Origin of the sequence: Rhizobium sp. RU20A (assembly GCF_900155885.1) — a bacterium.
Taxonomy (GTDB): Bacteria; Pseudomonadota; Alphaproteobacteria; order Rhizobiales; family Rhizobiaceae; genus RU20A.
The window spans coordinates 1-1515 of record NZ_FTMB01000019.1 but is presented as its reverse complement, the minus strand read 5'-3'; the positions used below and the strand labels follow the sequence as shown (position 1 = coordinate 1515).

Sequence of the window (1515 nt, the reverse complement as noted above, 5' to 3'; positions counted from 1 at the left end):
GCCGAGGGTATCGGTTTCGCCGTTGATGCCCTTATCCCACCAGTTGTAGAAGAAGCCAGCCTTCAGGCCGCCGAGCTGGATGTAGGCTTCATCAACGTCGATGAGCGAGTCGCCGACGGCGCTGTCGTTGTCAGCGTTGAATTCAGCAGCGAAGAAGCCGGTCAGCGTGCCGTACTCGGTGTCGGACTTGGCGTCGAACGAGATGTAGGCGCGGGAGAAGGAATCCCAGTCAGACGTACCCGAAGCGTTCGGGCCGAAGTTCGTCTGAACGCGGATGAAGCCGCCGATCTTCAGGCAGGTTTCGGTGCCGGGGATGTAGAAGTAGCCGGTGCCGAAGGCGTCGCAAACGCGGACGTATTCAACGGGTTCCGGCTCGGCAGCGACGATGGCGTCGGCAGCCTGGGCACCGGAAACTGCTGCGAGAGCTGCAGCGGAGCCGAGAAGAAGGCTCTTGATGTTCATTTCTGACCTCCAGTCAAAGTTTCAAACGGGTCTGGGTATTTTGCTGAAGGACAGCGTTCCCTGCCCCATCCCCAACGTTTAAGAAGTCGGACGATCAACCGCCCTCGCTTCCGAAGTTGAAAATACAAGACGGCGCCGGTCACGCAATCACCAACTTGATTGTTCCCTTCCTTTCGTCCCGCCTTCTGATCGGCCTGTTGCCCAAACGACACAAAATCGCCTCCAGGAGGCCAAGGTCTTAACAATTGCTTAATGAAATCCGAGAGATGAGGGCGTGCTCCGCCACATTTGGCGCGCACCCGATACCCGCAAATGTGGCATTTCGGGCCATTTTCAGCACACGGTTCGGCTCGGCCATCCATTTTCCGGACAGGGGCGGCGCTCGGAATCATCTCTTTCATCCGCGCGTCCAGGCGCAAATCGACCCTGGGATTCGCCGTATCGAATCGTAAGCGATGGAATCGCCTGGAGCGGCCGCCCGGAAAGATTCGGCCCGCAGAACTGCGCCCGCACGCCATCGAGAACGGCCCCCTTCAGCATTTTCAGGCACTTGAGGTGAAATCTGACTGGAGGTCAGAAATGAACATCAAGAGCCTTCTCCTCGGCTCCGCTGCAGCTCTCGCAGCAGTTTCCGGTGCCCAGGCTGCCGACGCCATCGTCGCTGCCGAGCCGGAACCCGTTGAATACGTCCGCGTTTGCGACGCCTTCGGCACCGGCTACTTCTACATCCCGGGCACCGAAACCTGCCTGAAGATCGGCGGCTTCATCCGCGTTCAGACCGGCTTCTCCCCGAACGCTTCGGGTACGTCTGACTGGGATTCCTTCTCCCGCGCCTACATCTCGTTCGACGCCAAGTCCGACACCGAGTATGGCACGCTGACCGGCTTCTTCGCTGCTGAATTCAACGCTGACAACGACGCTTCCGTCGCTGCTGGCGTCAGCGACTCGATCATCGACCTTGATGAAGCCTACATCCAGCTCGGCGGCCTGAAGGCTGGCTTCTTCTACAACTGGTGGGATAAGGGCATCAACGGCGAAACCGATACCCTCGGC

At 59.2% G+C, this 1515-nt stretch carries 2 protein-coding genes; one reads left to right on the top strand and one right to left on the bottom strand.

What is annotated here, in order from left to right; all coding sequences use genetic code 11:
- Positions 1 to 462, bottom strand: a 462-nt coding sequence (locus F3H41_RS21130; RefSeq protein ID WP_149740716.1) for a porin, incomplete at its 3' end; no start/stop codon positions are given.
- Positions 463 to 1041: 579 nt separating this feature from the next.
- On the opposite strand from F3H41_RS21130, the gene F3H41_RS21125 reads away from it, so the two are divergent.
- A partial coding sequence (locus tag F3H41_RS21125) for a porin (protein ID WP_149740715.1) occupies positions 1042 to 1515 on the top strand: 474 nt, incomplete at its 3' end.